Raw genomic sequence first — 23,822 nt, forward strand, 5'->3', positions numbered from 1 at the left:
GGGCGAAGCGTTTTTGGTTACTTTTTGCGCTCTTAAAAAAGGGACCCGCTGTAAGAGCGGAACCCATAGCCGCCGTTACCCAAATAACGGATATGCCCGCCCCCACCCCCCCCAACCACTCACAAATTCTCATACCGATTCATATCCAGGACCCCCGCCTCAACCGGCGTAGTCTCCCGAACATACTCCGACAAGTCGTGGAAATACCGCCAAAACAGCGGATGACTACGCCTCACCCCCCAACGATCCACAATCTTCTCAAATTGCGCGGCATCCTTGACCTGCTCCATCTGCGCCACAAAAACAGGCACTTCCTGCGCCGGAATATTGAACATGAAGTTCGGATAACTACTGAGCACCCCAGGGTAAACAGTCACCGTATCCAGCCCCGGCTGATAGCGGTACGCCTCACCCAGCAAAAACGCCACATTACTGTGAGCCCTGTTACGCAGCAGGCTGTAAACCACACGCGTCCCACTGGCAGTCTCAACACGCAACATCGTCGCCTCAGGCAACTGATCTATCACCTTGAGACCAGCCGCCGGACGCAAGGTCAGCCGGCTAAGCGCCTGTTCAGCATCCTGCAAGGCAGGCTCAATACCGTCACGCGAACAATAAGCACCAGAACAGCGATTGATCGGGTCCGGGCTCGCATTCAGATCGCCGTAACGGGCAATCAACTGGTTGGCAAAGTCCCGCTTGGGATCCTGTTCATTGAGGTGCAAGCCTGTAGGCTTATCGTCATCAATGGCTTCGTAATCCAGCCACAGCTTGATCTTGCCGCTGTTCTGGTACCAGTCGTCCATAAAGTCTTCACGAGAGTCCGCCGGCATCAGGCGCAGGAAGTTCTGCTCGGCACCGTTACGGATCAAGTCGAAGTAAAGGCGAGTCTGGGCCTGGTGCGAGACGTTGCCAAACACATCGAAATTCACCGCCAACTGGTAATAGGTCCGTTCCAGCAACGGATAGTCGAACAGCCACATCGTCTGAGGCACTTCGCCGATCAGGCCTTTGTTGACCGACGCACTGTCAAAGTGGCGGAAGATACTCAGCAAGGCGTTGTCATTGCCCGCCCACAGGCTCGACCAACTGGGTGGCGGCAAATCGGCATAACTGTCCCGGCGCAGCGCTTCGTACTGGTTGCGCTTGTCGCGATAGGCCAGCCACAGGCTCAACACGCTGCCTACATCATCGTTCTGCCCCGGCATGGCGAGCAACGGCGTGGCCTGTCCGCGATAACGTGCATCGGTGATGTAAAGGTCGTGGTCCGGGTCCTGGAACAGGGCCCAGAAGTTGTCGCGGATCACATCCGTGGCGATCTGCCCACGGCACACCGGCCCACGAATAAAGGTGCGTACAAAGTACTCGGCGTTATCCAGCATGAACTGGTAGCGCGCCTTGGCGGGGATTGCCTCGAAGGTGTCGAACGGATTGGCGCGACGTCCAGGACCGTAACCCGGCAAGGCGCTGACCTGCCAATCGCCGGTGTAAAACAGCGCTTTGATCCGCGCCATTTTGGCAGCGCTGAACGGATAGGTAATGTGAGTCTTGTGCACGATCACGCCCTGCACCGGCCACAGACGGTAGTACACCCGCGTGCCCGGATCGTCATTGGGGCGACGGGTGCTGATCAGGTCGATGGGCTGCCCACTCGGTGTGCGCGAGCGCACCCACTGGAAGAAATGCCCCGGCTCGCCGTTCTCGAAATAGATATGGGCCAGGAACAAGTGCTCGAACAACCAGCGGGCCACCAGGCTTTCTCGGGCGCCGGGCTGGTTGAGCAGGTTTTCCCACTGCTGCACCTGCAAGGCTTCCTTGGCACTCGGTGCCAGGCCCTGCTCATCGATCGGCGCGCCGGACGCCAGCCAGCGCTGCAGCGTCTGGTATTGCTGGTCGGTCAGGCCGGTGACCGCCAGTGGCATGCCTTCCTTAGGATGACTGCCTGCGTAGGCATTGAATTCGCCGGGGGTGGCGCACATGTTTTCGCGGTTCAGGCCCAGCACAATGTCGTCCGGCAGCTTGGCGTTGGGCTGCAGCGGCGCGTTATGCCCAAGTTCCAGCATGCGTGCCATCAACGCGGCCTGGCTGCCCTGGGCGTCCAGCACCGAATAGAAGCCCTTCTGCTGCCAGGCTTGCTTGCCGAATGCGTCATAGAACAAACGCGTAGTCGGCGCAGCCTGGCTGCGCTCGCCGTCGTACACCGGCACTTTGCTCGCGCCTCGGGCGGCGCCCTCGGCACTGCCCAGGTTGAGCTGGCAGGCGGAGTCATAGCAGGCATGGCAGGCCACACACTTCTCGGTGAAAATCGGTTGGATGTCGCGGGTGTAGGAGATCGCCGGGGCGGGACCTTCTGCCTGGGCAGTACTGGCAATCAATGCCAGGACGGCGCTGACGATAAGACGAAGTGACATGTATCCGGTCCCGATTCAATGCGTGCGCTGAAAAATTGCCGGTGATTCTACCGGGCCATCGCACCTCACAACGTGAGCGATATTCATGCAAAAGCCGGACATGCCGCAAATCCGCACAGGTTTGCTATGATCCACGCCCTCCGTAATGCCTGACCAGAGTAGTCCCATGTCCGATCGTAGCGCTCGTCTGCAAGCCCTCCACCACGCCCTCAAGGAACGCATCCTGATCCTCGACGGCGGCATGGGCACGATGATCCAGAGCTATAAACTGGAAGAGCACGACTACCGTGGCAAGCGCTTTGCCGACTGGCCGAGCGACGTCAAGGGTAACAACGACCTGTTGGTGATTACCCGCCCGGACGTGATCGGCGGCATCGAGAAGGCCTACCTGGATGCCGGCGCCGACATCCTCGAAACCAACACCTTCAACGCCACGCGCATTTCCATGGCCGATTACGGCATGGAAGAGCTGGCCTATGAACTGAACGTCGAAGGCGCACGCCTGGCGCGCAAGATCGCGGACGCCAAGACCGCCGAAAACCCGGACAAGCCACGCTTCGTTGCCGGCGTCCTGGGCCCGACCAGCCGTACCTGCTCGCTGTCGCCCGACGTGAACAACCCCGGCTACCGCAACGTGACCTTCGATGAACTGGTGGAAAACTACACCGAGGCCACCAAAGGCCTGATCGAAGGCGGTGCGGACCTGATCCTGATCGAAACCATCTTTGACACCCTCAACGCCAAGGCCGCGATCTTCGCCGTGCAGGGTGTGTTCGAAGAGCTCGGCATCGAATTGCCGATCATGATCTCCGGCACCATCACCGACGCCTCCGGCCGTACCCTCTCGGGCCAGACCACCGAAGCATTCTGGAACTCGGTCGCCCACGCCAAGCCGATTTCCGTGGGCCTGAACTGCGCCCTGGGTGCCAGCGAGCTGCGCCCGTACCTGGAAGAGTTGTCCAACAAGGCCAACACCCATGTGTCGGCGCACCCGAACGCCGGCCTGCCCAACGAATTCGGCGAGTACGACGAACTGCCTTCGGAAACCGCCAAAGTCATCGAAGAGTTTGCCCAGAGCGGCTTCCTCAATATCGTCGGCGGCTGCTGCGGCACTACGCCTGGTCATATTGAAGCCATCGCCAAGGCCGTGGCCGGTTATGCGCCGCGCCCGATCCCGGATATTCCCAAGGCCTGCCGCTTGTCGGGCCTGGAGCCGTTCACCATTGATCGCAGCTCGCTGTTCGTCAACGTCGGCGAACGCACCAACATCACCGGCTCCGCACGCTTTGCCCGCTTGATCCGCGAAGACAACTACACCGAAGCCCTGGAAGTCGCCCTGCAGCAGGTGGAAGCCGGCGCCCAGGTGATCGACATCAACATGGACGAAGGCATGCTGGATTCGAAGAAGGCCATGGTGACCTTCCTCAACCTGATCGCCGGCGAGCCGGACATCTCCCGCGTACCGATCATGATCGACTCCTCCAAGTGGGAAGTGATCGAAGCCGGCCTCAAGTGCATCCAGGGCAAGGGCATCGTCAATTCCATCAGCATGAAGGAAGGCGTCGAGCAGTTCATTCACCACGCCAAGCTGTGCAAGCGCTACGGCGCCGCCGTGGTGGTGATGGCGTTCGACGAAGCCGGCCAGGCCGACACCGAAGCGCGCAAGAAAGAAATCTGCAAACGCTCCTACGACATCCTGGTGAATGAAGTCGGCTTTCCGCCGGAAGACATCATCTTCGACCCGAACATTTTTGCGGTCGCCACCGGTATCGAAGAGCACAACAACTATGCCGTCGATTTCATCAACGCCTGTGCCTACATCCGCGACGAGCTGCCGTATGCGCTGACCTCCGGCGGCGTGTCCAACGTGTCGTTCTCGTTCCGTGGCAACAACCCGGTGCGCGAAGCGATCCACTCGGTGTTCCTGCTGTATGCGATCCGCAACGGCCTGACCATGGGTATCGTCAACGCCGGCCAGTTGGAGATCTACGACCAGATCCCGGCCGAGCTGCGCGAAGCCGTTGAAGATGTAGTCCTCAACCGCACCCCGGAAGGCACCGACGCACTCCTCGCCATCGCCGACAAATACAAGGGCGACGGCAGCGTAAAAGAGGCCGAGACCGAGGAATGGCGCGGTTGGCCGGTGAACAAGCGCCTGGAACACGCGCTGGTCAAGGGCATCACCACCCACATTGTTGAAGACACCGAGGAATCCCGGCAGTCGTTCGCGCGCCCGATCGAAGTGATCGAAGGCCCGCTGATGTCCGGCATGAACATCGTCGGCGACCTGTTCGGCGCGGGCAAAATGTTCCTGCCCCAGGTGGTGAAATCCGCCCGTGTGATGAAGCAGGCCGTGGCTCACTTGATCCCGTTCATCGAGCTGGAAAAAGGTGACAAGCCGGAAGCCAAGGGCAAGATCCTGATGGCCACGGTGAAGGGCGACGTGCATGACATCGGCAAAAACATCGTCGGCGTAGTGCTCGGTTGCAACGGTTATGACATCGTCGACCTGGGTGTGATGGTGCCGGCGGAGAAGATCCTGCAGGTGGCCAAGGAGCAGAAGTGCGACATTATCGGGCTGTCCGGCCTGATCACGCCGTCCCTGGACGAGATGGTGCATGTGGCCCGCGAGATGCAGCGTCAGGACTTCCACCTGCCCCTGATGATCGGCGGCGCGACCACCTCCAAGGCGCACACGGCGGTGAAGATCGAGCCTAAGTACAGCAACGACGCGGTGATCTACGTCACCGACGCCTCACGCGCGGTGGGCGTGGCCACGCAGTTGCTGTCCAAAGAGTTAAAAGCCGGCTTCGTCGAGAAGACCCGCCTGGAATACATCGATGTGCGTGAGCGCACCTCGAACCGCAGTGCGCGCACCGAACGCCTGAGCTACCCGGCGGCCATCGCCAAGAAGCCGCAGTTCGACTGGAGCAACTACACACCGGTGGTGCCGACGTTTACCGGTGCCAAGGTGCTGGACAATATCGACCTCAACGTCCTGGCCGAGTACATCGACTGGACTCCGTTCTTTATCTCCTGGGACCTGGCCGGCAAATTCCCACGCATCCTCACCGATGAAGTGGTGGGCGAAGCCGCCACCGCGCTGTACGCGGATGCCCAGGAAATGCTCAAGAAGCTGATTGATGAAAAGCTGATCAGCGCCCGTGCGGTGTTTGGTTTCTGGCCGACCAACCAGGTGCAGGACGATGACCTTGAAGTGTACGGCGACGACGGCCAGCCAATTGCCAAACTGCACCACCTGCGCCAACAGATCATCAAGACCGACGGCAAGCCGAACTTCTCCCTGGCCGACTTCGTCGCGCCTAAAGACAGCGGCGTGACCGACTACATCGGTGGCTTTATCACCACCGCCGGCATCGGCGCCGAAGAAGTGGCCAAGGCCTACCAGGATGCCGGCGACGATTACAACTCGATCATGGTCAAGGCCCTGGCCGACCGTCTGGCCGAAGCCTGCGCCGAGTGGCTGCACCAGCAAGTGCGTAAAGAGCACTGGGGCTACGCCAAGGACGAGCAACTGGACAACGAGGCGCTGATCAAAGAGCAATACAGCGGTATCCGCCCTGCTCCCGGCTACCCGGCGTGTCCGGATCACACCGAGAAAGCCCAGTTGTTCCAACTGCTCGACCCCGAGGCCCGCGAAATGCACGCCGGGCGCAGCGGTGTGTTCCTTACCGAACACTACGCGATGTTCCCGGCGGCGGCGGTCAGCGGCTGGTACTTCGCCCACCCGCAAGCGCAGTACTTTGCCGTGGGCAAGGTCGACAAGGATCAGGTCGCCAGTTACACCGCCCGCAAGGGCCAGGACCTGGCCGTGACCGAGCGCTGGCTGGCGCCGAACCTGGGTTACGACAACTAAGCCCTGACGGAGAAACGTGCCCACGCTCAACGCGGGCATGCAGCCCGTGACACTGCGCGTCGCCTCCCCGAACCCGCCTCGGGCAATCGTCTATGCTATCCCTCACACACCTTGTGTCGAGGGACGTATGGACGATCCAGCCAACTACAAGCCCCCTACCTTCTGGCAGATGCTCCACAGTGTGGTGGCCGCTGCGTTTGGCGTGCAGAGCGGCAAGAATCGAGCCCGCGACTTCACCCATGGCAAGCCCAGCCACTTTGTGATCCTGGGCATCCTGTTTACGGCGGTGTTTGCCTTGACCTTGTTTGGAATCGTCAAGCTGGTGCTGCACCTGGCCGGCGTCTAGCGCAGCAACAGACGTAGGCTGAATGGGTAGCGATAGGACTCGGGCTTGCCCTGGGCCGACAGCACGCGAAAATTCACCGACGGTGTCGGCCCCAACAAACGCCGCGCCTGGCCGGCATCGATCAATTGGAACAACGTCAACTGCCGGTCGCGCCCGCCGTATGCGCCAATGTCCAAGCCCTTGGCATCATCATGAACCAACACCATGGCCCAGCCGCCGACAGTGAAATGCCCGGCGACCAGGGACGACAAGCGTCCGTCCAGTCGAGCCTGCAAAATCTCCGGCGAGCTGTTGATCGCGCTGAACAGCACGTCCTTACCCGGTAACCGCCCGCTGGCCTGCAGCGCCTGCATGGCGCCCAGCGCCATCTGATCGTTGGCCGACCACACCAGCGCCGTCTGCGGGTAGCGCTTGAACAGTTGCGTCGCTTGCTCGAAGGCGCGCTCGCGGCTCCATTCACCGTAGACCAACTGACGCAGGCGCACCTCGGGATGCTCGGCCAGCGCCCGACGCATGCCCCGCTCACGCAATTGCGCGCCCGGCGTGGTCTTGACGCCGGAAAAGGCCAACAGGTCGAGGGATTGACCGGGCGCAACCGGTCCGTGCTGGCGCAGCAAGTCGTGAAGCATGAGGTAGCCAGCCTCTTCATCGTCAGCCACTAGGCTGCCGATCAAACGGATGCCACTGCGGGTTCCCAGCAAATGCATCTGGTCGGGGGTCAGCGCGCTGTTCACCAACAGCAGCTTGACGCCACTGCCCTCGGCCATGCGCAGGATCTGCGGTGCAACGTATTGCTCATTCACCAGCACCAGGTAATCAGGTCGCTGGCTGCCTTGCAGCACCTCACGCGCCTGAAGCAGCGTATTGTCGGGATTACGCTCGCCATAACGCACACGCAATTCCAGGCCGAGGTCCTTGGCGGCGGCCTGCATGAATTGCGTGTAGCTGACCCAGAAGGTTTCCGTCGATACGCCCGGATTGAGAAAGACCACCGACGTTGCATGAGCCATCACTCCATACGTCGATCCCAGCAACCAGACACACGTAATCAACACCTTCAACATAGATGCCTGAGCCTCGAAAATAGGCCGCCATGATAGTAGCAATGCCCAAACCAATCGAGGTTCGATCAACCACCTTTATTGGTGGCTTACCCAAAACACGGCAGTTCCCACCACCAGAATGATCAAGAACAGAATGGCCCACGCATCCACGGTACTGTCGGGTTTACGGGCTTTTGTCGGATTGCTCATCGCATCGCCTCTTGTCGGTTTTATAGGTGATTGCACTAAGACTCGCTCACAGTAAAGTTGATGATTGCCCGCATGACAAATGTGGATATCGCGATAACTGTTCTCATTAGTCATTTTGGTTATTTGCATATACTCAAACATCACTTTTGCGCATAAACGCAAACTGGTATCGTGCGCCGGCTCCGTTGGGAGTGCGCGGCCGTGCGCGCAGATTTGCCGAGAACAGGACCTATATGTACGTATACGACGAATACGATCAGCGCATCATCGAGGACCGCGTCAAGCAGTTCCGTGATCAGACCCGACGCTACTTAGCAGGTGAACTGAGCGAAGAAGAGTTCCGCCCTCTGCGCCTGCAAAATGGCCTTTATGTTCAGCGCTTTGCGCCGATGCTGCGGGTGGCCGTGCCCTATGGCCAACTGACTTCGCGCCAGATGCGCATGATGGCCAAGATTGCCCGCGACTTCGACAAAGGCTATGCCCACATCAGTACCCGCCAGAACGTACAGTTCAACTGGCCGGCGCTGGAAGATGTGCCGGACATCCTCGCCGAGCTGGCCACCGTGCAGATGCACGCCATTCAGACCAGCGGTAACTGCCTGCGCAACGTGACCACCGACCAATTCGCCGGTGTTGCCGCCGATGAGTTGATTGACCCACGCCCATGGTGCGAAATCGTCCGTCAATGGACTACCTTCCACCCAGAGTTCGCCTACCTGCCGCGCAAGTTCAAGATCGCCGTCAACGGCTCGACCTCGGACCGCGCGGCCATCGAAGTCCACGACATCGGCCTGGAGCCGGTCTACAACGCCGCTGGCGAGCTGGGCTTCCGTGTGCTGGTGGGTGGCGGCCTGGGCCGTACCCCGGTAGTTGGCGCGTTTATCAACGAGTTCCTGCCGTGGCAAGACTTGTTGAGCTACCTCGACGCCATCCTGCGTGTCTACAACCGCTATGGCCGTCGTGACAACAAGTACAAGGCCCGGATCAAGATCCTGGTCAAGGCGCTGACCCCTGAGGTATTCGCCCAGAAAGTCGATGCCGAGATGGAACACCTGCGCGGCGGCCAGACCACCCTGACCGAAGCCGAAGTACACCGCGTCGCCAAGCACTTCGTCGACCCCGAGTACAAGGCCCTGAGCAATCAGGACGCCGAACTCGCCGCACTCGACCAGCAGCACCCGGGCTTCGCCCGCTGGCGTACGCGCAACACCCTGGCGCACAAAAAGCCGGGCTATGTGGCCGTAACCCTGTCGCTCAAGCCTACCGGTGTTGCCCCAGGTGATATTACCGACAAGCAGCTGGACGCCGTTGCCGACCTGGCCGACCGTTACAGCTTCGGTCAACTGCGCACCTCCCACGAGCAGAACATCATTCTCGCGGATGTGGAGCAAAGCCAACTGTTCACCCTGTGGGGCGAACTGCGCGAAGGCGGTTTCGCCACGCCGAACATTGGCCTGCTGACCGACATCATCTGCTGCCCAGGCGGCGATTTCTGCTCCCTGGCCAACGCCAAGTCGATCCCGATTGCCGAATCGATCCAGCGCCGTTTCGACGACCTGGACTACCTGTTCGACATCGGCGAGCTGGACCTGAACATTTCCGGTTGCATGAACGCCTGTGGTCACCACCACGTCGGCCACATCGGCATCCTGGGCGTGGACAAGAAAGGCGAAGAATTCTACCAAGTGTCCCTGGGTGGCAGCGCCAGCCGCGATGCGAGCCTGGGCAAGATCCTCGGCCCGTCCTTCGCCCAGGAAGCCATGCCCGAGGTGATCGGCAAACTGATCGATGTGTACATCGAACAGCGCACCGAAGATGAGCGTTTCATCGACACCTACCAGCGCATCGGCATTGACCTGTTCAAGGAGCGCGTCTATGCAGCGAATCATTAAGAACAACGAAGTCCTCGACGAAACCTGGCACCTGCTGCCCAAGGACGCGAGCTTCGATGGCATTTCCAACTGCGACGACCTGATCGTGCCGCTGGCCCTGTGGCGCGAGCATGGCCACGCGCTCAAGGCCCGCGACGGCGGCCTGGGTGTGTGGCTGGACGCCGATGAAGAAGCCGAGGAGATCGGTCCTGACGTGGAACACTTCCAGGTCATCGCCCTGAATTTCCCGGCCTTCACCGACGGTCGCAACTACTCCAACGCACGCTTGCTGCGTGACCGTTATGGTTACAAAGGTGAGCTGCGGGCGATCGGCGATGTGCTGCGCGACCAGTTGTTCTACCTGCGCCGTTGCGGGTTCGATGCCTTCGCGCTGCGCGCAGACAAAGACCCGTACGAAGCATTGGAAAGCCTCAAGGACTTCTCGGTGACGTACCAGGCTGCAACCGATGAGCCGTTGCCGCTGTTTCGCCGGCGTTAAGTCTGCGGACATGAAAAAGCCCTGGCATGCCAGGGCTTTTTTTATGGTTGAAGTTTTATCGACGCCAGCACCTGCTTCTGCCCCATGGAGCATGGCACGCCTTCCGGCTGCGCCCGCACGGCCTCGATCACGCCCAGCAACTGCGCTTTGCTGTGCGCCAATTGCGCTTGCATCACTTCGATCTGTGCCACTTTGCGCTCCAGGGCCTCGATCAACTCGTCGCGCTTGTGCTCTCCAGGCGCAGGCATCAGCGCCTTGAGTTCCTGCAAGGTAAACCCGGCCTGCTGCGCACTCTGAATCAATTGCAGGGTCTGCAAGGCCTCAGGTGCATAACGCCGGTATCCGTTGGACTGGCGTCCGACCTGACTGATCAACCCTTCGCTCTCGTAAAAACGAATGCGTGAAGCGGCCAGACCGCTCTGTTTTGCCAGCTCACCAATATTCATCACAACGCCTGCTTGACATTAAAGTTAACTTTAAGCTTAGCCTGAGCCCTCCCCCGCTCAGGAGTCAACTCATGTCACCTTTTGAAGCCCTGCAACTGCCCAACGGCCAAATCATCGCCAATCGCATCGCCAAGGCTGCGATGGAAGAGAACATGGCCGATATCAACCAAGCGCCGTCCCGCGAATTGAAGCAGTTGTACAAGGCCTGGGCAGACGGCGAACCCGGCCTGCTGCTGACCGGCAATGTGATGATCGACCGCCACGCCATGACCGGCCCCGGCGGCGTGGCCCTGGAAAACGAGGAGCACCTGGACAGCTTTCGCGAATGGGCCGATGTAGCCCGTAACAAGGGCGTGCACTTCTGGATGCAGCTCAGCCATCCGGGGCGCCAGACCATGGCCAATCTCGGCCAACAAGCCTTGGCACCGTCTGCCATTGCGCTGGACCTGGGCAGCTTTTCCAAGATGTTCGCCACACCAAAAGCGATGACCGAAGACGATATTCAGGACGTGATCCGGCGCTTCGCAACCAGCGCACGCCTGGCCGAGAAAGCTGGCTTTACCGGGGTGCAGATCCACGGCGCCCACGGCTATTTGTTGAGTCAATTTCTCTCGCCCTTGAGCAACCACCGCAGCGACCGTTGGGGCGGCTCGCTGGAAAATCGCGCGCGCCTGCTGCTGGAAGTGATTCACGCCGTGCGCGCCAGTGTCAGCCCGTCGTTTTGCGTGGCGGTCAAACTCAACTCGGCGGATTTCCAGCGTGGCGGCTTCGATGAAACCGATGCGCGCGCGGTGGTCGAAATGCTCAACCCGTTGCCCATCGACTTGTTGGAATTGTCCGGTGGCAGCTACGAGGCGCCCGCCATGCAAGGCGAAGCGCGGGATGGTCGCACCCTGGCCCGTGAGGCGTATTTCCTAGAATTTGCCGCAGAAATGGCCAGCGTCGCCACCATGCCCGTGATGGTCACCGGTGGCATTCGCCGACTGCCTATCGTGAAGCAGGTACTGGACAGCGGCATCGCCATGGCCGGTATCGCCACCGCCCTGACCCTGGAACCACAATTGATCAAGCATTGGCGCGAAGGACGCGACCTCAACCCGCAACTCAAACCGATCGATTGGAAGCGCAAGCCCCTGGCCTCACTCGCTACGCTCGCCGTGGTGCGCGGCCAGATGCGCCGCCTCAGCCGTGGTCGTTTGCCCAACCCCCAGGTTATCCCCTGGCTGGCCCTGGCGTGTGACCAATGGTTTATCGCTCGGCGCACTCGGCAGTACCGTGCGGCCATGACGCAATCTTCACATTAAAGACGGAGCATTCGCCGTGATCGAGCTGTCCCCTATTGATCAGCAGTTTTTTAACCTCACTGACGATTGGAGTGCTTCATGGCGAAAATCAACCTGGCCCAGCAACTGGCGACCACCCTTGAACAGGCGGGCATCAAGCGCATTTGGGGCCTGACCGGCGACAGCCTCAACGGCCTCACCGACGCCTTACGCACCATGGACAGCATTGAGTGGATGCATGTGCGCCACGAAGAAGTCGCCGCGTTTGCCGCCGGTGCCGAAGCAGCAGCCACCGGCGAGTTGACGGTGTGCGCAGGCAGCTGCGGGCCGGGCAATCTGCACTTGATCAATGGTCTGTTCGACTGCCATCGCAACCATGTGCCAGTGCTGGCGATTGCCGCGCAGATTCCGTCTTCGGAAATTGGCTTGAACTACTTCCAGGAGACCCATCCCCAGGAACTGTTCAAGGAATGCAGCCACTTCATCGAGCTAGTCACCAACCCCGCGCAGATGCCCCAAGTGCTGCACCGCGCCATGCGCTCGGCGATCCTCAATCGCGGCGTAGCAGTGGTGGTGATTCCGGGGGATGTGTCGCTGCTGGAAGTCGAAGACACCCTCAAGCCGTGGCCGGCCCTGCACGCGCCACGCACAATGCCTGCGGAGGCCGATCTGCTGCACTTGAGCGAGATCCTCAAGGACAGTGAAAAAGTCACGCTGCTGTGTGGCAGCGGCTGTGCGGGCGCCCATGCGCAAGTGGTGGCCCTGGCCGATACGCTGGGTGCGCCGGTGGTACACGCCCTGCGCGGCAAAGAACATGTGGAATGGGATAACCCGTTTGATGTGGGCATGACTGGCCTGATCGGCTTCAGCTCCGGTTACCACGCCATGCTCGACTGCGACACACTGATCATGCTCGGCACGGACTTTCCATATCGCCAGTTCTACCCTACGGACGCAAAAATCATCCAGGTCGACCGCAACCCACAGGCATTGGGTCGTCGCGCTACCTTGGACTTGGGCATCGCCGCAGATGTGGGCGAAACCATCGACGCCCTCCTTCCGCACTTGACCCGCAAGACGGATCGCAGCTTCCTTGAGACTTCATTGAAGCATTACGTGAAAGCCCGCCAGGGGCTCGATGACCTTGCGCAACCTTCAAAAGCCAACCGGCCGATCCATCCGCAATACGTCGCGCGATTGCTCAGTGAGCTGGCCGACGATGATGCGATCTTTACCGCCGATGTCGGTTCGCCCACGGTCTGGGCGGCGCGCTACCTGAAGATGAACGGTAAACGCCGCCTGATCGGCTCGTTCAACCACGGTTCCATGGCCAACGCCATGCCCCAGGCCATTGGCGCGCAGGCAGCATTCCCGGGGCGGCAAGTGATTTCGATGTCCGGCGATGGCGGGTTCGCCATGTTGATGGGGGATTTCATCTCGCTGGCGCAGCTGAAGTTGCCGGTGAAAGTCATCGTGTTTGATAACTCGTCACTGGGGTTCGTCGCCATGGAGATGAAGGCGGCGGGTTATCTGGACGCGGGCACCGAACTGAAAAACCCGGATTTCGCGGCGATGTCCAATGCCATGGGTATCCTCGGCATTCGTGTGGAGCAGTCCGAAGACCTGGAGCCGGCCCTGCGCCGCGCCCTGGCCCACGATGGCCCGGTGCTGGTGGACGTGGTGACTGCCACCCAGGAACTGGTGATGCCGCCGAGCATCAAGCTGGAGCAGGCCAAGGGGTTTAGCTTGTACATGCTCAAGGCGGTGATGAGTGGGCGTGGCGATGAGGTAATCGAGCTGGCGCGGACCAACTGGCTGCGCTGATCTAAGCATGTGGGAGGGGGCAACCCCCTTCCCACGCTTTACGCTATTGCCAACTCAAGCCGTTTGTTTTTCTACCCACTGCCCGTAGGCATCGATAAAAGCCTGCAAAAACGGCTTGGTCTTTTCCGACACTTTGCCCGACTCATCAAACACACTGCCCGCCCCACCCAGGTAGGCTTCGGGCTGCTGCATGCACCATACATCCAGGAACACCAGGGACTGACGCAGATGGTGGTTGGCGCCAAAGCCTCCGATAGCACCAGGCGACACACTGATGATCGCACCCGGCTTGCCGCTCCAGGCGCTTTGCCCATAAGGACGGGAACCCACATCAATCGCGTTCTTCAACGGGGCCGGCACCGAGCGGTTGTATTCCGGGGTCACGAACAGCACCGCGTCGGATGAACTCACCTGTTTGCGGAAAGTACTGTAGGCTGCCGGCGGTGAATCAGCGTCGATGTCTTCGTTGTAGAGCGGCAAATCGCCAATTTCGACGATGTTCAACTTCAGATTGGCTGGGGCCAGTTCGGCCAATGCCAACGCGACCTTGCGGTTGATCGACTGTTTTCTCAAGCTGCCAACCAGGACGGCAATCGTGTAGACCTTGCTCATTGAGGTTTTCCCGATGTCTGACTAAAGGAGCTTGTAGTTATAGAGGCTTCACGACAGGTTCACCAGAAGGTTTTGAGAATCCTCCAGACGTTTGCCTCGCACCTCTCTGCGTAGGAGGCGTCGTAAAATCCCAGCGAATAGTATTTTTTTTCCGTAGGCAAACTACCCCTCTTTATTACGGTCTACAGAACCGCAAATCGAGTGTTTATCTCCAGAGGTTCTAAACAGATGGCAGCAGTACTTGTCGGACAGTTCCATGCCAGAGACGCGGAAGGTCGCGTTTATTCCGTGCATGAGTTCCAGGAATCCAACCCGGCGCAAGGCGACCTGGCTGGCTCGGCGCCCACCACAACCTACAAGCTGGCCATTGGCGACCGTGTAGAAAAACTGGAAGGCGATGAGTTCAAACTGATCCAGTCGGGCATCATTATTGTCCGCGAATCGCAAACCACCCTCGCTTCATAAGATCTCGCCTTGATGACCTGCTCAGTCCTGGCCATTGCTGGCGTTGACTGGGCTGGGGTGATCAGGGGCTGCGGATTTCCGTCACTTCGATGCCCTGCTCGCCTTGCTTGAGCGTGACCAGCAAGTGCCCCCGCTCCCCTTCCACGGCGTACATCGAGCGCGTGTAGCCCGACGTGTTGTACGCGGGATACGCGTCCACCTGCCTGATCAAGGTCACCCCCAACACCGCCCCCACTTGTTCGCCGACCTGTTCCTGAGCACGGATAAACGCTTCGAGCGCCAGACTTTCCGGTGTGTTGTTGTCGTGATTATTGAGGAGATAAGCCGCCGCGCACCCCACGGTCACCAGAACCATGAGTTGCTTGGCCGTTACCCCGAAGAACGTCGAGGGAATAGGCATTCGAGACCAGACCTGTTTTTGTTGTAGTGCCGGTACCCGGCTTTGGTCGTTGATGATCAGACGAGCCATTTTAGTAAGGTCGTGGCTGAACGCCAGTGGCATAGGCGACTTGCACCGTCTTTTTTGCGCACGACCGCTTGCACCATTGAAACCCCACCACACTGCACATAGACTCCGGCCATGCGTTTACGTCATATCGAAGTGATTCAGGCCATCTTGCAGACCGGACACCTCGGCACGGCCGCCGAATGGTTGCAACTCCCCGTGGGCGATGTGGACGCGGCGCTGAAGGAAGCCGAGCAGCAACTGGGCTTTATGCTGTTTGCCAGCGTGCGCGGGCGCTTGCAGGCAACACGGGAAACCCTCGAACTGCAGGCAGAAATCGCCCATATATACGAAGCGCTGGAACCGGTGCAACGCCTGGCCAGCCGTTTGAAACACCATCACGCCCCGCCCTTGCGTGCGCTCTGTACCCCGCCCCTGGCCAATCAACTGCTGCCGCAAAGTATCGCGGTGCTGCGTCGACGCTTTCAGGACACCCCGTGCAACCTATCAAGCCAGCCCACAAGGGAGATCGTCAGGAGCCTGTTGCTGCATGAGGCCGATGTCGGCTTGAGCCTGCATGACCCGGAACACCCGCAAATCGTCAGCACCGTGCTGGCTCAAGGCAAACTGCAGTTGCTCGCGCCCCACGGCTGGCTCAAACCCAAGCAGAAGTACATTGCACTACAGGACCTAGCCGGCCAGTCGATGATCGGGTTGGAGGGGCAAGACCCGCTCAGCAGCCTGCTGGACGCCAAGCTGCAAGCCCTACGGCCGCTTCCGGTGGTGCAGACGCGGGTGCAGACCTACCAGATGATGCGCAGCATGGTAGAAGCGGGAGAAGGCTTGGCGATTGTCGACCCCTTCACTGCGTTTGGCGCGCCAGAGGCCGGACTGGATGCGTGCCCGGTGTCGCCGCCAATGATGGTCAGCCTGTACGCGCTGACCCTCAAGGATGGCGCGGCCTCTCCAGCGATGAATGCATTGCTGGAGATTGTCACGCAGAAGGCTGAAAGCCTGCTGCTGAGTTAAGCCTTGTCGACTTCGGCCTTGAACAGCCGATACCAGAAAATCGCCACTTCGCGAGTTTGCGGGTCAATGCCGCGATAGCGCAGGTGGTCGATCCCGCCCATCACATAGCCGCATCGCTCATAGAGGCGGCAGGCGCCGAGGTTGTTGTTCTGGGTTTCGAGCATCATGCCCGGCAGGTTTTTCTTGCGGCTCCAGAACTGCGCTACATCCAGCAAGGCCTTGGCTACACCGTGCCGCCGCGCCGGCAAGACCACCGCCAGTTCATCCACATGGGCAAAGCCATTCCAGTTGGTGCTGACCACGACATGCCCCACCGGTCGATCGTCCAGATAGGCCATGAAGATCGCACTGTCTGGGGCATCGCGGAAACTGGCGAACTCCTCAGGATCAATCCCATAACATTTGCGGTACGGCAGGATACGCTCCAGCGGCCATTGATCGACGCGCTTGCCCATCTCCGGCACGCTGTAGGCGCTGACCTCGAAACTGAAGTCATTGCCCCACACGTAGGCATCAAAACCTTCGTCGGCGACTCGCACACTGAGCCCTGGATACTTCGGGTTCATTACAGCTTGCATAAACATCCTTAACCCTTGATGCAGTCGACGGTGTAACAACGACCACTGCCGTCATCTTCGTGTTGTAACCCGTGAACATCGGCAAAAAAACCGGGAAAACTGCTATCGAACGTACGGGCAAATGCCAGGTAGTCGATGATCGAGCGGGTGCTCTCGGTAAAGCGCTCGCCGGGCATGATCAACGGAATGCCAGGCGGATACGGCACCAGCATCACGGCTGCGACGCGTCCTGGCAAGGCATCAATAGACACTGCTTCCACTTCACCCCTTACCAATTGGTCGTAGGCGTGCGCCGGTTTCATCGCAATTTCCGGTAATACGGTGTACATGCGCTTGAGGTGTTTGGCGGTGGCGTTGCTGCGGTAACAGCTGTGCAATTGGTCGCACAGGTCGCGCAAACCCAGGCCCTGATAACGCGCCGGCCCTTGGGCAAACACCGAGGGCAAACAACTGGCCAGGCTGACATTCGCGTCGTAGCTGCGTTTGAATTCCAACAACTCGGTGAGCAACGTACTCCATTTGCCTTTGGTGATGCCCATGGAAAACAACACGAGGAAGGAATACAACCCGGTCTTCTCCACCACCAACCCGCGCTCCCAGAGGAACTTACTGACCACGGCGGCAGGGATCCCACAATCGCTCAAGGCGCCGCCGGCATTGAGACCGGGCATGACCAGCGTCACTTTGATCGGGTCCAACAACACATAATCTTCGGCCACATCCCCAAAGCCATGCCAGTCATCCTGCGGCTGCAACAGCCAGTCCTCCGTCGCGACGCGGTCGATGCCCGCCACCGACGGCGGCTGCCAGATCGAGAACCACCAATCTTCAGCGGCGATATGCTGGCGGAGGTTAGCCAGCGCGCGGCGAAAACTCAGGGCTTCGTCGAACATTTCCTGGAGCAACGAACGCCCGGCAGGGCCTTCCATCATCGCCGAAGCCACGTCCAGCGACGCGATGATGCTGTACTGAGGCGAGGTGGAGATGTGCATCATGAACGCCTCGTTGAAACGGTCACGGTCCAACTGACGGGCGCCGCCGTCCTGTACATGGATCATCGAGGCCTGGCTGAACGCGGCCAACAACTTGTGAGTGGAGTGAGTGGTGAACACCAGTGGGCTGTCCGGAGTGCGCGAGGTGCCCATGCCATAGCGCCCGGCAAAGAATTCGTGGAACGCCGCGTAGGCGTACCAGGCTTCGTCAAAGTGCAGCACCTCGACGCTGTTGCCCAATTGCTGCTTGATCAGCTCGGCGTTGTAGCACAGGCCGTCATAGGTGGAGTTGGTGACCACGGCCAACTTCACTTTCGCTGGCCGGCCACGGGTCAACGGGCTGGCGTCGATCTTGGCGCGGATCGACTCGGGGCTGAATTCACTCAGGGGGATCGGACCGATAATGCCCAGCTCGTTGCGCTCCGGGCACAGGTACAGCGGGATCGCGCCGGTCATGATGATCGAGTGCAATACCGACTTGTGGCAGTTGCGGTCCACCAGCACCAAATCATCGCGGGCGACCATCGAGTGCCAGACAATCTTGTTGGCGGTGGAAGTGCCGTTGATCACAAAGAAGGTGTGGTCAGCGCCAAAATTACGGGCAGCACGAGCCTCTGCTTCGGCCAGGGGGCCAGTGTGGTCCAGCAGCGAGCCCAATTCGGGAACAGAGACCGACAAATCCGAACGCAGGGTGTTTTCCCCAAAGAACTGATGAAATGCCTGCCCCACCGGGCTTTTGCGGTAGGCCACGCCACCGCCATGGCCGGGGGTGTGCCAGGAATAATTTGAATCAGCGGTGTGCTGCACCAAGGCCTTGAAGAACGGCGGCAACAGGCCATCCAGGTAGGTGCGCGCAGCGCGGGCCACTTGCCGGGCCAGGAATGGCACGGTGTCTTCGAACAGATAAAGGATGCCACGCAGTTGATTGAGCTCGCTCATGGCATCGGCCGGGGCGTTTTCCAGGGTGACTTGCTCGCCCAAGGCAAAGATCGGCAGATTCGGTGCCCGTACCCGCGCCAAGCGAATCAGCTCAACCATGTTTTGCAGCAGATGGGTATTTTCGCCAGCGCCTTCGGCGGCGATCAACATGCAGGCCAAGCCGTGATGGGTAGACGCCACTAGCCGACCTTCGGCGTAGTCCACGGCGGAAAAAACACTGAAGCCCTCTTGTTCCAACTCCCTGGCAATGCCGCGGACCCGGTCGCCGGCAACGGAGTCGGCCTTGATGTCGCGGTGCACGATAAGGATAGGGAACTTCAGGTCTTTGTACATGGGGGCGTGGGAGTCCTGAGGGCTATGCACTCAGGGTAGAAGCTGGGAAGCGATGACGCGAATGAAGATTTTGAAAGCTATGCAGATCAACTGTGGGAGGTGGCTTTCTCCCGATCACGGTGTGTCAGCTAATAGTTGATTGGCTGATCCACCGCTATCGGGGGCGAGCCCCCTCGCACAGGTTGATCGGACCCACGCAGGGCTATTGTTGTGTCAACTGGGTCCACAGCGCCGGCGCGCCCGCCGACTTGGCAATCGCTTCCAGGCGTTGCGCATGCTCGACCATGTCCTGCTCGCTGGCGCGGAGAATGGTGGTCGGCTTGCGATCTGCCGGCAGGCGCCGGATTTCCGAAGGACGATTGCCCGAGCCTTCCGCAGAGCCGCTGCCATCGGAAGCATTGCCGGCCAGGGACAGGCTGGTCTGCCCGCCGGTCATGGTCAGGTAGACGTCGGCGAGAATCTCGGAGTCGAGCAAGGCGCCGTGGAGTTCTCGGCCGGAGTTGTCGACGCCATACCGCTTGCACAATGCATCCAGGCTGTTGCGCTGGCCAGGGTGACGCTCCCTGGCCATCATCAAGGTGTCGAGGATCGAGCAGTGCTGGGAAATATCCGCGCGATCCGTCTGCCCCATGAGGGCAAATTCGTTGTTGATGAAGCCGACGTCGAACGCCGCGTTATGGATGATCAACTGGGCGCCGTTGATGAATTCGAAGAACTCATCGGCCACCTCGGCAAAACGCGGTTTGCCCTTGAGGAACTCGTCGGTGATGCCGTGGACGCCGATGGCGCCTTCGTCACTGTCGCGATCCGGTTGCAGGTAGACGTGGAAGTGACGCCCGGTGAGGCGCCGACCCATGAGTTCGACACAGCCGATTTCAATGATCCGGTGGCCGTCAGTCACCGGCATGCCGGTGGTTTCGGTATCGAGTACAACAGATCGGATGGCCATCAGGGTTCAGCTCTCAACGGGGTGGTGGTGTGCGTCAAAGGGCGGGATGTTAACACGTCAGACGGCATCAGCTTTGCTTGTAGCCCCGCACTTCATCCACGCCACGGTTGGCCAACTGGTCGGCACGCTCGTTGCCGGGGTGGCCGATGTGACCACGTACCCACTTCCAAGTGATGTCATGGCGATTGCATTGCTCATCGAGCAGTTGCCATAGGTCGGCATTCTTGACCGGTTCTTTGGCGGCGGTCTTCCAACCGCGCTTTTTCCAGTTGACCATCCACTCGTTGATGCCCTTCATCACGTACTGCGAGTCGGTCACCAGCAGTACGTTGCAACGGCGCTTGAGTTCTTCAAGGCCGCGAATCGCGCCCATCAATTCCATGCGGTTGTTGGTGGTGTTGGCTTCGCCGCCCCACAGTTCCTTCTCGACGCCCTTGCACACCAGCAACGCGCCCCAGCCGCCGGGGCCTGGGTTGCCCTTGCAGGCGCCATCGGTGAAGAGTTCTACGGTATCGGTCATCGGTTACATCCATCAAAACAGGCGGGATCTGAAATCAAAAAGGTTTTACGGTTCGCTTTGCTTGCGATTGACCTTGGCCATCGGCATCGGCACCAGCTTGCCCATGGGCTGGCGGGGCACCTGGCGCACTGGCCGCAGCCCGACCACAATCTTGCGCGCTACTAATAAATAGAAGCCGCCGCCCGACAGTTGCCAGGCACCCGCGCGGCGTTCCCAGCCGGCCAGGCGCGCCTGCCACTTGGTCGAGGCAAGCGGCGGACGATAGCACCCGAAGCGGCGTTTCTCCAGCGCGAAGCCCAGCAGGTTCAACCAGTCCGCCACCCGCGACGGCGAGATGCAGCGCGCCTGGCGAAGGCCATCATGAGCGAACACATGGCGCAGCCCCCAACTGCTCCAGGGGTTGATACCAACAATCAGCAAATGGCCACCAGGGCGCACGCTGCTCGCCGCCTCGCGCAGCAACCCGTGAGGCGACAGGCAGAAATCCAGACCATGCTGCAACACCACCACATCCGCAGCGTGCTCGCTCAACGGCCAGGCCTGTTCCTCACAAACGATCTCTACGCCCGGCAACGGCGCACCCAGGCGCACATTGCGCTGCACCTGCGGCGCAGACGGCGGCGTCTGTGCCGAGGGACCGTAATGCACGAGGTAGCCACCAAAGAAACGACCCAACTCGTCTTCGAGCATGCGCCGTTCTTCATCCAGCAAAAATTGCCCGATGGGCCCGGACAGCCATTCGCGGGCCGCGCCGATCAGGGCCAGCCACTCAGGATCGGCCTGGGCGAACGCTTTATCAGTCATTGCATTCTCCAACTCGCCTAGACGTTCTAAGATGCACCAATGTGTTCAGCTTGGCGAATCGAAGAATGATACAGATCAGTGCTCTGCCCGCCTTCACCGATAACTACATATGGTTGCTACAGGACCCGCATACCCAACGTTGCGCGGTGGTCGATCCCGGCGATGCCGCGCCGGTACTGGCCTGGCTTACGCAACATCCGGAGTGGACCCTGAGCGACATCCTGATCACCCACCATCACCATGATCACGTGGGTGGCGTCGAGCAACTCAAGCGCGTGACCGATGCCAAGGTCTACGGACCGGCCAACGAGCAGATCCCGGCGCGGGACGTCGCCCTGCAGGATAACGATCGCATCAACGTGCTCGGCTGGGACTTTGACATCTATACCGTGCCAGGCCACACCCTCGGCCACATCGCCTTCTATCACCAGGGCGTGCTGTTCTGTGGCGACACCCTGTTCGCCGCCGGCTGCGGCCGCCTGTTCGAAGGCACGCCGGAGCAGATGCACACTTCCCTTGAGCGCCTGGCCGCACTGCCCGCCGACACGCTGGTGTACTGCACCCACGAATACACACAAAGTAACCTCAAGTTCGCCCAGGCAGTGGAACCGGACAACGCCGATATCGCCGAACGGGTGGAAATCGTCCGCCAACTCCGGGCCCGTGGTGAGATAACACTGCCCTCCAACCTGGCATTGGAAAAACGCACCAACCCTTTTCTGCGTACTTCTGAAACATCCGTTAAACAAAAAGCGGACGAACGGAATGGCCGCGACAACCGCTCTGGGGCCGAGGTGTTTGCTAGCTTGAGGGCTTGGAAAGATAAGTTCTAAGACGATGCAATCTGATACGTAATTTCTGAATGGTTGACCGGAACCAAAGTGCTTTCTAGAATCGCCCGACATTTTTGCCCGGAACTTACTTCCAGCCAATGTCGTCATCTATTCGTAAATCCAACCATTCAGACGCATTGACCCGCCTGGCTCAAGCTGTGGCGGTGGCTGTGTCCGCAACGCTGGCGGGCTGCCAATCGACCAATTTCACTGCACAATCCACCGTGCAACCCAAGCCCAACCTTACTGCCAAAATCAAACAGAAACCCGTCATCTGGCTTTCAGAAAAACCTGCTCCCGAAGTACCGCAGGATGTCTGGGAACGCATGCGACGGGGCTTTCAATTGCAGGACAACGTTGGCGTCAACCCGCGCATCGAGCAACAGCGCCTGTGGTTCGCCAGCAACCCGTCCTTCCTGGAGAACGCCGGCGAACGCGGCAGTCTCTACATTCATTACATCGTCGAACGCCTTGAAGAACGCAACATGCCCCTGGAGCTGGCGCTGCTGCCAGTGATCGAAAGTGCCTACAACCCAATGGCCTATTCGCGCAGCGATGCCGTCGGCTTGTGGCAGTTCATCCCCTCCACCGGGCGCTACTTCAACCTGCGCCAGACCCGCGCCTATGATGGCCGCCGCGACATTACCGCCTCCACCACCGCCGCCCTGGACTACCTGACCCGTCTGCACGACATGTTCAACGGCGACTGGCTGCTGGCGCTGGCAGCCTATAACGCCGGCGAAGGCACGGTGAGCCGGGCGATCGAGCGCAACGAGAAGCTCGGTCTGCCCACCGACTACTGGAACCTGCCCCTGCCCCAGGAAACCAAGGATTACGTGCCCAAGTTCCTGGCGCTGTCCCAGGTGGTGCTGGCCCCTGAGGCCTACGGCGTCAACCTGAACCCGATTGCCAACACGCCTTACTTCGAAGTCGTAGAAGTCAAACAAAGCATGGACCTGTCACGGGTCGCTGCGCTGGCTGAAATCGATGAAGACGAGCTGTTCCAGCTCAACCCGGCCCTGAAACAACGCACCACCCTGGATGGCCCGCAGCATCTGTTGGTACCGAGTTCCAAGGCGCAGTTGCTGACCAGCACCCTTTCGACGATGAAGCCTGAAGAATTACTGGCGATGCGCCCGAAGAAACAGGTCTTCGACGAAGTTGAGACCGCACGGGTTGCCGGCCGCAGCCGAAGCTACAAGGTGCGCAGCGGCGACAACCTCACGCTGATTGCCAAGGCCAACAAGGTCGATGTGCATGACCTGCAACGCTGGAACAAGCTTAACGGCCAGGCCCTCAAGGTTGGCCAGACCCTGGTGATGCAGGACACCCGCCGCGCAGTAGCCAGCAGCAAGAAGCCGGTGCAGTACAAGGTCAAGAAAGGCGACTCGCTGTACATCGTCGCCAAGCGTTTCAACGTCGAGATGCAACATCTCAAGCGTTGGAACCCGCGTACTGGCCAGGCGTTGAAGCCGGGGCAGATGCTGGTAGTTTCCGGGCCGCGCTAAGGCTT

Annotated in this window: 20 protein-coding genes; 10 read left to right on the forward strand and 10 right to left on the reverse strand. The window is 60.0% G+C overall.

The window, feature by feature from the left end:
* Positions 1–119 precede the first annotated feature (119 nt).
* The gene (locus AOA61_RS20845; protein WP_032885839.1) at positions 120–2,411 is read right to left on the reverse strand and encodes a fatty acid cis/trans isomerase; all 2,292 of its coding nucleotides are present in this window, start codon (positions 2,409–2,411) and stop codon (positions 120–122) included.
* 166 nt (positions 2,412–2,577) lie between these two features.
* Here AOA61_RS20845 and metH point away from each other — a divergent pair, with 166 nt between their 5' ends.
* Both metH and AOA61_RS20855 read left to right on the forward strand, forming a co-directional pair.
* Entirely contained in the window at positions 2,578–6,288 is a 3,711-nt protein-coding gene (gene metH / locus AOA61_RS20850; RefSeq protein WP_095185926.1) for a methionine synthase, read from the forward strand.
* A 127-nt stretch (positions 6,289–6,415) separates the two neighbouring features.
* Positions 6,416–6,634 carry a DUF2970 domain-containing protein gene (locus tag AOA61_RS20855; protein WP_032885836.1) on the forward strand — a complete coding sequence of 73 codons (219 nt, stop codon included), beginning with the start codon at positions 6,416–6,418 and terminating at the stop codon, positions 6,632–6,634.
* Here AOA61_RS20855 and AOA61_RS20860 read toward each other — a convergent pair.
* Complete coding sequence (locus AOA61_RS20860; protein ID WP_099602641.1) at positions 6,631–7,698, reverse strand: ABC transporter substrate-binding protein; 1,068 nt, start codon at positions 7,696–7,698, stop codon at positions 6,631–6,633. The two genes, AOA61_RS20855 and AOA61_RS20860, sit on opposite strands and share 4 nt — an antisense overlap.
* A gap of 422 nt (positions 7,699–8,120) precedes the next feature.
* Here AOA61_RS20860 and AOA61_RS20870 point away from each other — a divergent pair, with 422 nt between their 5' ends.
* Positions 8,121–9,779, forward strand: a complete 1,659-nt coding sequence (locus AOA61_RS20870) for a nitrite/sulfite reductase (protein ID WP_032885834.1) — start codon at positions 8,121–8,123, stop codon at positions 9,777–9,779.
* The gene (locus AOA61_RS20875) at positions 9,763–10,257 is read left to right on the forward strand and encodes a DUF934 domain-containing protein (protein WP_032885833.1); all 495 of its coding nucleotides are present in this window, start codon (positions 9,763–9,765) and stop codon (positions 10,255–10,257) included. Before AOA61_RS20870 ends, AOA61_RS20875 begins: the two co-directional genes overlap by 17 nt.
* A gap of 41 nt (positions 10,258–10,298) precedes the next feature.
* On the opposite strand, the gene AOA61_RS20880 is transcribed toward AOA61_RS20875, so the two are convergent.
* The gene (locus AOA61_RS20880; RefSeq protein WP_032885832.1) at positions 10,299–10,703 is read right to left on the reverse strand and encodes a MerR family transcriptional regulator; all 405 of its coding nucleotides are present in this window, start codon (positions 10,701–10,703) and stop codon (positions 10,299–10,301) included.
* Between the two features lie 71 nt (positions 10,704–10,774).
* Here AOA61_RS20880 and AOA61_RS20885 point away from each other — a divergent pair, with 71 nt between their 5' ends.
* Complete coding sequence (locus AOA61_RS20885; protein WP_099602643.1) at positions 10,775–12,007, forward strand: NADH:flavin oxidoreductase/NADH oxidase family protein; 1,233 nt, start codon at positions 10,775–10,777, stop codon at positions 12,005–12,007.
* 78 nt (positions 12,008–12,085) lie between these two features.
* Entirely contained in the window at positions 12,086–13,810 is a 1,725-nt protein-coding gene (poxB, locus tag AOA61_RS20890) for a ubiquinone-dependent pyruvate dehydrogenase (protein WP_099602644.1), read from the forward strand.
* A gap of 54 nt (positions 13,811–13,864) precedes the next feature.
* On the opposite strand, the gene AOA61_RS20895 is transcribed toward poxB, so the two are convergent.
* Complete coding sequence (locus tag AOA61_RS20895) at positions 13,865–14,422, reverse strand: NADPH-dependent FMN reductase (protein WP_032885829.1); 558 nt, start codon at positions 14,420–14,422, stop codon at positions 13,865–13,867.
* Between the two features lie 228 nt (positions 14,423–14,650).
* On the opposite strand from AOA61_RS20895, the gene AOA61_RS20900 reads away from it, so the two are divergent.
* Positions 14,651–14,887, forward strand: a complete 237-nt coding sequence (locus AOA61_RS20900; protein ID WP_032885828.1) for a hypothetical protein — start codon at positions 14,651–14,653, stop codon at positions 14,885–14,887.
* Positions 14,888–14,948: 61 nt separating this feature from the next.
* Here the strand turns inward: AOA61_RS20900 and AOA61_RS20905 are convergent, their stop codons facing one another.
* Positions 14,949–15,287: a hypothetical protein gene (locus AOA61_RS20905; RefSeq protein ID WP_099602668.1), complete on the reverse strand. Its 339-nt coding sequence runs from the start codon at positions 15,285–15,287 to the stop codon at positions 14,949–14,951.
* A gap of 180 nt (positions 15,288–15,467) precedes the next feature.
* Between AOA61_RS20905 and AOA61_RS20910 the strand changes: the two genes are divergently transcribed.
* Positions 15,468–16,361 carry a LysR substrate-binding domain-containing protein gene (locus AOA61_RS20910; protein WP_099602645.1) on the forward strand — a complete coding sequence of 298 codons (894 nt, stop codon included), beginning with the start codon at positions 15,468–15,470 and terminating at the stop codon, positions 16,359–16,361.
* Here the strand turns inward: AOA61_RS20910 and AOA61_RS20915 are convergent.
* From AOA61_RS20915 to AOA61_RS20935, 5 genes are all read right to left on the reverse strand, one after another.
* The gene (locus AOA61_RS20915; RefSeq protein ID WP_032885825.1) at positions 16,358–16,927 is read right to left on the reverse strand and encodes a GNAT family N-acetyltransferase; all 570 of its coding nucleotides are present in this window, start codon (positions 16,925–16,927) and stop codon (positions 16,358–16,360) included. The genes AOA61_RS20910 and AOA61_RS20915 overlap by 4 nt on opposite strands.
* 20 nt (positions 16,928–16,947) lie before the next feature.
* Positions 16,948–19,203, reverse strand: coding sequence for an Orn/Lys/Arg decarboxylase N-terminal domain-containing protein (locus AOA61_RS20920; protein WP_099602646.1), 2,256 nt, complete (start codon positions 19,201–19,203; stop codon positions 16,948–16,950).
* Between the two features lie 202 nt (positions 19,204–19,405).
* Positions 19,406–20,146 (reverse strand): DNA polymerase III subunit epsilon, encoded by a 741-nt coding sequence (dnaQ, locus tag AOA61_RS20925; protein ID WP_163033241.1) that lies wholly within the window; start codon positions 20,144–20,146, stop codon positions 19,406–19,408.
* A gap of 73 nt (positions 20,147–20,219) precedes the next feature.
* Positions 20,220–20,672 carry a ribonuclease HI gene (rnhA, locus tag AOA61_RS20930; RefSeq protein WP_017738572.1) on the reverse strand — a complete coding sequence of 151 codons (453 nt, stop codon included), beginning with the start codon at positions 20,670–20,672 and terminating at the stop codon, positions 20,220–20,222.
* A gap of 45 nt (positions 20,673–20,717) precedes the next feature.
* On the reverse strand, positions 20,718–21,476 hold the full coding sequence (locus AOA61_RS20935; protein ID WP_032885822.1) for a class I SAM-dependent methyltransferase: 759 nt from the start codon (positions 21,474–21,476) through the stop codon (positions 20,718–20,720).
* A gap of 65 nt (positions 21,477–21,541) precedes the next feature.
* Here AOA61_RS20935 and gloB point away from each other — a divergent pair, with 65 nt between their 5' ends.
* Both gloB and AOA61_RS20945 read left to right on the forward strand, forming a co-directional pair.
* Positions 21,542–22,309, forward strand: coding sequence for a hydroxyacylglutathione hydrolase (gene gloB / locus AOA61_RS20940; RefSeq protein ID WP_099602647.1), 768 nt, complete (start codon positions 21,542–21,544; stop codon positions 22,307–22,309).
* A gap of 98 nt (positions 22,310–22,407) precedes the next feature.
* The gene (locus tag AOA61_RS20945) at positions 22,408–23,817 is read left to right on the forward strand and encodes a lytic transglycosylase domain-containing protein (RefSeq protein ID WP_032885820.1); all 1,410 of its coding nucleotides are present in this window, start codon (positions 22,408–22,410) and stop codon (positions 23,815–23,817) included.
* The last annotated feature ends 5 nt before the right edge of the window (positions 23,818–23,822 follow it).

Origin of the sequence: Pseudomonas sp. 2995-1 (genome assembly GCF_002742505.1) — a bacterium.
Taxonomy (GTDB): domain Bacteria; phylum Pseudomonadota; class Gammaproteobacteria; order Pseudomonadales; family Pseudomonadaceae; genus Aquipseudomonas; species Aquipseudomonas sivasensis.

Bases quoted from the DNA above. Each gene is read 5' to 3' on its own strand.
- AOA61_RS20945 (WP_032885820.1), top strand. From the start codon at position 22,408: ATGTCGTCATCTATTCGTAAATCCAACCATTCAGACGCATTGACCCGC.
- AOA61_RS20895 (WP_032885829.1), bottom strand. From the start codon at position 14,422: ATGAGCAAGGTCTACACGATTGCCGTCCTGGTTGGCAGCTTGAGAAAA.
- gloB (WP_099602647.1), top strand. From the start codon at position 21,542: ATGATACAGATCAGTGCTCTGCCCGCCTTCACCGATAACTACATATGG.
- AOA61_RS20860 (WP_099602641.1), bottom strand. From the start codon at position 7,698: ATGTTGAAGGTGTTGATTACGTGTGTCTGGTTGCTGGGATCGACGTAT.
- AOA61_RS20935 (WP_032885822.1), bottom strand. From the start codon at position 21,476: ATGACTGATAAAGCGTTCGCCCAGGCCGATCCTGAGTGGCTGGCCCTG.
- AOA61_RS20910 (WP_099602645.1), top strand. From the start codon at position 15,468: ATGCGTTTACGTCATATCGAAGTGATTCAGGCCATCTTGCAGACCGGA.
- metH (WP_095185926.1), top strand. From the start codon at position 2,578: ATGTCCGATCGTAGCGCTCGTCTGCAAGCCCTCCACCACGCCCTCAAG.
- poxB (WP_099602644.1), top strand. From the start codon at position 12,086: ATGGCGAAAATCAACCTGGCCCAGCAACTGGCGACCACCCTTGAACAG.
- rnhA (WP_017738572.1), bottom strand. From the start codon at position 20,672: ATGACCGATACCGTAGAACTCTTCACCGATGGCGCCTGCAAGGGCAAC.
- AOA61_RS20900 (WP_032885828.1), top strand. From the start codon at position 14,651: ATGGCAGCAGTACTTGTCGGACAGTTCCATGCCAGAGACGCGGAAGGT.
- AOA61_RS20875 (WP_032885833.1), top strand. From the start codon at position 9,763: ATGCAGCGAATCATTAAGAACAACGAAGTCCTCGACGAAACCTGGCAC.
- AOA61_RS20915 (WP_032885825.1), bottom strand. From the start codon at position 16,927: ATGAACCCGAAGTATCCAGGGCTCAGTGTGCGAGTCGCCGACGAAGGT.
- AOA61_RS20880 (WP_032885832.1), bottom strand. From the start codon at position 10,703: ATGAATATTGGTGAGCTGGCAAAACAGAGCGGTCTGGCCGCTTCACGC.
- AOA61_RS20870 (WP_032885834.1), top strand. From the start codon at position 8,121: ATGTACGTATACGACGAATACGATCAGCGCATCATCGAGGACCGCGTC.
- AOA61_RS20845 (WP_032885839.1), bottom strand. From the start codon at position 2,411: ATGTCACTTCGTCTTATCGTCAGCGCCGTCCTGGCATTGATTGCCAGT.
- AOA61_RS20905 (WP_099602668.1), bottom strand. From the start codon at position 15,287: ATGCCTATTCCCTCGACGTTCTTCGGGGTAACGGCCAAGCAACTCATG.
- AOA61_RS20920 (WP_099602646.1), bottom strand. From the start codon at position 19,203: ATGTACAAAGACCTGAAGTTCCCTATCCTTATCGTGCACCGCGACATC.
- AOA61_RS20855 (WP_032885836.1), top strand. From the start codon at position 6,416: ATGGACGATCCAGCCAACTACAAGCCCCCTACCTTCTGGCAGATGCTC.
- AOA61_RS20885 (WP_099602643.1), top strand. From the start codon at position 10,775: ATGTCACCTTTTGAAGCCCTGCAACTGCCCAACGGCCAAATCATCGCC.